Genomic DNA, 5,786 nt, shown 5'->3' on the forward strand with positions numbered 1-5,786 from the left:
GTGTTGTTGTAGAAGCCGGCGTCGACGTACTCGAGGAAGTTCTTGGTGCTGAGCGGGGCTTTCTCGAGATGGGTCTGCGTAAAGGCGACCTGACCAACATGGTGCCGGATGGCAAGGGCCGTGTTCGCCTGGAATACAACATTCCAGCCCGTGGTCTGATCGGTTTCCGTAACCAGTTCCTGACCCTGACCAACGGTGCAGGCATCCTGACCTCGATCTTCGATCGCTACGACACCATGAAGTCGGGCCAGATGTCCGGCCGTCTGAACGGCGTACTGGTTTCGGTCGAGACCGGCAAGGCACTGACCTACTCGCTGGAAACCCTGCAAGCGCGTGGCAAGCTGTTCGTCGAGCACGGCCAGGAGATCTACAACGGTCAGATCATCGGCCTGAACAGCCGCGACAACGACCTGGGCGTGAACCCGACCAAGGGCAAGAAACTGGACAACATGCGTGCTTCGGGCAAAGACGAAGTCATCGCCCTGGTACCGCCAGTTCGCCACACCCTGGAACAGGCCCTGGAGTTCATCCAGGACGACGAGCTGTGCGAAGTCACGCCGAAGTCGATCCGTCTGCGCAAGAAGATCCTGGACGAAGGCGAGCGTACCCGCGCTGCCAAGAAAGCCAAGAACTGAGTTAGCTCAGGCTGAATGAAAACGCCCCCGGTCGAAAGGCCGGGGGCGTTTTTGTTTGTCTGGTGTTTTGGCGGTGTTCTTTTCGCGGGCAAGCCCGCGTAGACAAAATATTAGCGGCTGGCTGCCTTGGGTTTGTAGGCGCAGTACCCCGGCCGTGGCCCGACCTTGGGGTGGTTGCGGCAGGTGTCCGGGCGCTTATCGTAAATGGTGCACAGGCGGCTCTTGCGGTCCAGATAAAGGCAGTCGTCGTTGCTCATGCGGGTCAGGGTGAAGATCCCCGACTTCTGGTTGAAGCGCTCGACGATGCCGTCCTTTTGCAGGCGCTTGGCAACGTTCTTCGGGGGCTCGTCCTTTTCGAACTCATCTACCACGCCAATGCGGATCAAGTCCTTGATCTTCACTTCGACGGGTAGGGTGCAGCAGGTCGAATGGCAACCCCCGCACATATGGCTGGCATAACGCTGCCAGGTTTCCAGGCGGTCGACTTCGGCGGCGGCGATCAGGGTCGGTTTCATGTTTTCGGGTTTTATTCTTGCAGGGGAAATCACGGTTTTGGGGCGCGCGATGATACCGGAGTTGTTCAATTTGTGAACAACCTTTCGCCCGATTTGCTCGGGGTGGATGAAAACCGCGAACCGTCGCTGTCGCTCCGTGTCAGAGCGTCTAGGCTGAACAATCTGCCTGCGCTTTCGCCCACTAGCCCCGAGGATGCCCCATGTCCCAGGAACCTGTAGCCCGTGACGCCAAAGCCCATGAAGCGGAAGTTGCGGCTTTTCGCGATGCGGTGCTGACCAAGCTGACCTACGCGGTTGGCAAGGACCCCGAGCATGCCTTCGACCACGACTGGTTCGAAGCCATCGCCCTGGCGGCCCGAGACCACATGGTCGACCACTGGATGGACCATACCCGGCAGGCCTACCGCCGTAGCCAGAAACGGGTGTATTACCTCTCCCTTGAATTCCTCATTGGCCGGCTGCTGTACGACAGCCTGAGCAACCTGGGCTACCTGGAAATTGCCCGCGAAGCCCTGGAAGGGCTGGATGTCGACCTCGAGCGCATCCGCCTGCTCGAGCCCGATGCTGCGCTGGGCAACGGTGGCCTGGGGCGCCTGGCAGCGTGCTTCATGGAGAGCATGTCGACCCTGGGCATCGCTGCCCATGGCTATGGCATCCGCTACGAACACGGCCTGTTTCGCCAGGCGGTGGTCGATGGCTGGCAGCAGGAGCAAACCGAGAACTGGCTGGACTTCGGCAACCCCTGGGAGTTCGAGCGTGCCGAGGTGATCTACCCGATCAGCTTCGGCGGCAGTGTCGAAACGCTCGAGGACGCCCATGGCAAGCAGCGCCAGGTGTGGAAGCCTGCCGAGACGGTACGCGCGGTGGCCTACGACACCCCGGTGGTCGGCTGGCGTGGTGCCAGCGTCAACACCCTGCGACTGTGGCGTGCCCGTGCCCTGGAAGACCTGCACCTGGAGCGCTTCAACGCCGGTGACCACCTGGGCGCCGTGGCCGAGGTGGCGCGTGCCGAGAGCATTTCGCGGGTGCTTTACCCGGCCGACAGTACCGAGGCTGGCCAGGAACTGCGTCTGCGCCAGGAGTACTTCTTCGTCTGTGCCTCGCTGCAAGACCTGTTGCGTCGCCACCTGAACATGCACAAGAACCTGCTCAACCTGCCCGACGCGGCGGCGATCCAGCTCAACGACACCCACCCCTCGATCGCCGTGGCCGAGCTGATGCGCCTGCTGGTCGACCAGCACGAAGTGCCGTGGGAAAAAGCCTGGGAGCTGACCGTCGGCACCCTGGCCTACACCAACCACACCCTGCTGCCCGAGGCCCTGGAAACCTGGCCGGTGGCGCTGATGGAGCGCATGCTGCCGCGGCACATGCAGATCATCTACCTGATCAACGCCTACCATATCGACGCCTTGCGGGCCAAAGGCCTGCACGACTTCGATGTGCTGCGCGCGGTGTCGCTGATCGAGGAAGACAACGGCCGCCGTGTGCGTATGGGCAACCTGGCGTTCCTCGGCTCGCACAGCGTCAACGGAGTGTCGGCGCTGCACAGCAAGCTGATGAAAAGCACGGTGTTCGCCGAGCTGCACAAGCTCTACCCAAAGCGCATCAACAACAAGACCAACGGCATCACCTTCCGCCGTTGGCTGTACCAAGCCAACCCGCAGCTGACCGCCATGCTGGTCGAGGCCCTGGGGCGCGAGGTGCTGGACGACCCGGAAGGCAAGCTCAAGGCGCTGGCGCCGTTCGCCGACAAAGCCACTTTCCGCAAGCAGTTCGCCGCCCAGCGCCTGCACAGCAAGCGGGCGCTGGCGAGCATCATCCAGGACCGCGTGGGCGTCACGGTGAACCCCGAGGCGCTGTTCGACGTGCAGGTCAAGCGCATCCACGAGTACAAGCGCCAACTGCTCAACCTGCTGCACACCGTGGCGCTGTACCAGGCCATGCGCAACGACCCCGGCAGCGACTGGGTGCCACGGGTGACGATTTTCGCTGGCAAGGCAGCGGCGAGCTACCACCAGGCCAAGCTGATCATCAAACTGGCCAACGACATCGCCCGGGTGGTCAACAACGACCCGACGGTACGTGGGCAGCTCAAGGTGGTGTTCCTGCCCAACTACAACGTCAGCCTGGCTGAAAGCATCATCCCGGCGGCGGACCTTTCCGAGCAGATCTCCACCGCCGGCTACGAGGCCTCCGGTACCAGCAACATGAAGTTCGCGCTCAACGGCGCGCTGACCATCGGCACCCTCGATGGCGCCAACGTCGAGATGTGCGAGCAGGTGGGCGCCGAGAACATGTTCATCTTCGGCCTCACTGCCCAGCAGGTGGAGGCGCGGCGCAAGGCGGGCGATTTTGGTGCGGCGGCGGCCATCGCCAACTCGAACCGGCTGGGGGATGTGCTGCAAGCCATTCGCAGCGGCGTGTTCTCGCCGGACGACCCGGGGCGCTACGCGGGCCTTGTCGATGGTTTGGTGGCCCACGACCGCTTCCTGGTGTGTGCCGACTTCGACGCCTACTGGGACGCCCAGCGCCGGGTCGACCAGCTGTGGCACACGCCGCAGGAATGGTGGCGCATGGCGGTGCTCAATACCGCGCGCATGGGATGGTTCTCGTCGGATCGGACCATTCGCGAGTATGCGACGGAAATCTGGAAGGCGCTGGACTGACGGTGTAAGTCTGTTCCGGCCTCTTCGCGGGTACCCCATTGTCCTTGGATTCAGTGGGGTACCTGTGGGCGCGGGTTTACCCGCGAAAGCCTCGCAGCCGACCAGCTGCCTGAACTCAACCCCAAAACCGCCGTCTGAACCTTCGCTCGCTAGCCCGCGACACTCCCTGTAAACTGCGGGGGTTTTTCCACCCCCTTTCCTTTCCGGAGCCATACATGTCCCGCGTTACCCTGAGTCGCTATCTGATTGAGCAGACCCGCAGCAACAATACCCCTGCCGATCTGCGCTTCCTGATCGAGGTGGTGGCCCGTGCGTGCAAGGAGATCAGCCATCACGTGTCCAAGGGCGCCCTGGGCGGCGTACTGGGCAGCATGGGCACCGAGAACGTGCAGGGCGAGGTGCAGAAGAAGCTCGACGTGATCTCCAACGACATCCTGCTCGAAGCCAACGAGTGGGGCGGCCACCTGGCCGGCATGGCGTCCGAGGAAATGGACAACGCCTACCAGATCCCCGGCAAGTACCCCAAGGGTGCCTACCTGCTGGTCTTCGACCCGCTGGACGGCTCGTCGAACATCGACGTCAACGTCTCGGTCGGCACCATCTTCTCGGTACTGCGCTGCCCGAACGAATACCTGAGCCAGAACGAAACCCTCAACGAGAAGGCCTTCCACCAGCCAGGTACCGAGCAGGTCGCCGCCGGTTATGCCATCTATGGCCCGCAGACCATGCTGATCCTGACCCTGGGCAATGGCGTCAAGGGCTTCACCCTGGACCGCGAGCTGGGCAGCTTCGTGCTTACCCACGAGAACATCCGCGTGCCGGAAACCACCGCCGAGTTCGCCATCAACATGTCCAACCAGCGTCACTGGGAAGCCCCGGTACAGCGCTATGTGGAAGAGCTGCTGGCCGGTGAGACCGGCCCGCTGAAGAAGAACTACAACATGCGCTGGATCGCCTCGATGGTTGCCGATGTGCACCGCATCCTGACCCGTGGCGGCCTGTTCATGTACCCGCGCGATGCCCGCGACCCGAGCAAGCCGGGCAAGCTGCGCCTGATGTACGAGGCCAACCCGATGTCGTTCATCATCGAGCAGGCCGGTGGCGCGTCCACCAATGGTTACGAGCGTATCCTCGACATCCAGCCAGACAGCCTGCACCAGCGTGTGTCGGTGATCCTCGGTTCGAAGGAAGAGGTGGAGCGCGTCACCGCCTACCACAAGGAGTAACCCATGCTTGCACCTTGGCAGCCGTTGCTGGAATGGTGGTTCGGCTGGGGCGCCAGCCCGCAGGCCGTGGCGGACGAGAAGAACACCTTCTGGTTCGGCAAGAGCCATGATGCCGAGGCCCAGGCACTGTTCGGCGACCTGGTCGAGCACGCCCTGGCCGGTGGCCTGGACGAATGGCAGCAAAGCCCCCAGGGCTGGCTTGGCCTGTTGCTGCTGCTCGACCAGCTGCCACGCATGATCTACCGCGACACGCCGCGCGCCTTCGAGGGCGACCGGCGTGCCCAGGTGGTGGCCTTGCAGGGTTTGCAGAAGGGCTGGGACTACCAGTTGCTGCCGATCCAGCGGGTGTTCGTGCTGCTGGTGCTGGAGCATGCAGAGGTGCTGGACTGGCAGAACCTGTGCGTGGAACGCTACCAGATGTTGCTGGATGAACAGCCTGAGGCCAACAAGCGGCTGTTCGAAGGCTTTCTGGACTATGCCGAGAAGCACCAGCGGGTGATTGCCCGGTTCGGGCGCTTCCCGCACCGTAACCTGGTGCTGGGGCGGCCTAGTACCAGTGAAGAGATGGATTTCCTGCTGGAGCCTGGGTCCAGGTTCTAGACACTGCGGCGCCTGGTTCGCGGGCAAGCCCGCTCCTACAGGTTCAGTGAAAACCCTGTAGGAGCGGGCTTGCCCACGAAGAAGGCGACCCGGCATCCCGCCTTGCGCCATCGGAAAAACCAGCGCAACCAAATCTTACAAAAC

At 62.8% G+C, this 5,786-nt stretch carries 4 protein-coding genes and 1 pseudogene; 4 read left to right on the top strand and 1 reads right to left on the bottom strand.

From position 1 onward, the window contains the following. Positions 1-635 (top strand): annotated as a pseudogene (locus tag ACQKPE_RS25590) (translational GTPase TypA); the annotation flags it as partial. A 110-nt stretch (positions 636-745) separates the two neighbouring features. Here ACQKPE_RS25590 and ACQKPE_RS25595 read toward each other — a convergent pair. After that, positions 746-1,150, bottom strand: coding sequence for a YkgJ family cysteine cluster protein (locus ACQKPE_RS25595; RefSeq protein ID WP_427669472.1), 405 nt, complete (start codon positions 1,148-1,150; stop codon positions 746-748). A 200-nt stretch (positions 1,151-1,350) separates the two neighbouring features. Between ACQKPE_RS25595 and ACQKPE_RS25600 the strand changes: the two genes are divergently transcribed. From ACQKPE_RS25600 to ACQKPE_RS25610, 3 genes are all read left to right on the top strand, one after another. Then, positions 1,351-3,816, top strand: coding sequence for a glycogen/starch/alpha-glucan phosphorylase (locus tag ACQKPE_RS25600; protein WP_427669474.1), 2,466 nt, complete (start codon positions 1,351-1,353; stop codon positions 3,814-3,816). Positions 3,817-4,031: 215 nt separating this feature from the next. Then, positions 4,032-5,042 carry a class 1 fructose-bisphosphatase gene (locus ACQKPE_RS25605; protein ID WP_427669476.1) on the top strand — a complete coding sequence of 337 codons (1,011 nt, stop codon included), beginning with the start codon at positions 4,032-4,034 and terminating at the stop codon, positions 5,040-5,042. A gap of 3 nt (positions 5,043-5,045) precedes the next feature. Next, positions 5,046-5,642 (top strand): DUF924 family protein, encoded by a 597-nt coding sequence (locus ACQKPE_RS25610; protein WP_427669477.1) that lies wholly within the window; start codon positions 5,046-5,048, stop codon positions 5,640-5,642. The last annotated feature ends 144 nt before the right edge of the window (positions 5,643-5,786 follow it).

This window comes from Pseudomonas sp. NPDC089554 (assembly GCF_050280645.1).
Taxonomy (GTDB): Bacteria; Pseudomonadota; Gammaproteobacteria; order Pseudomonadales; family Pseudomonadaceae; genus Aquipseudomonas.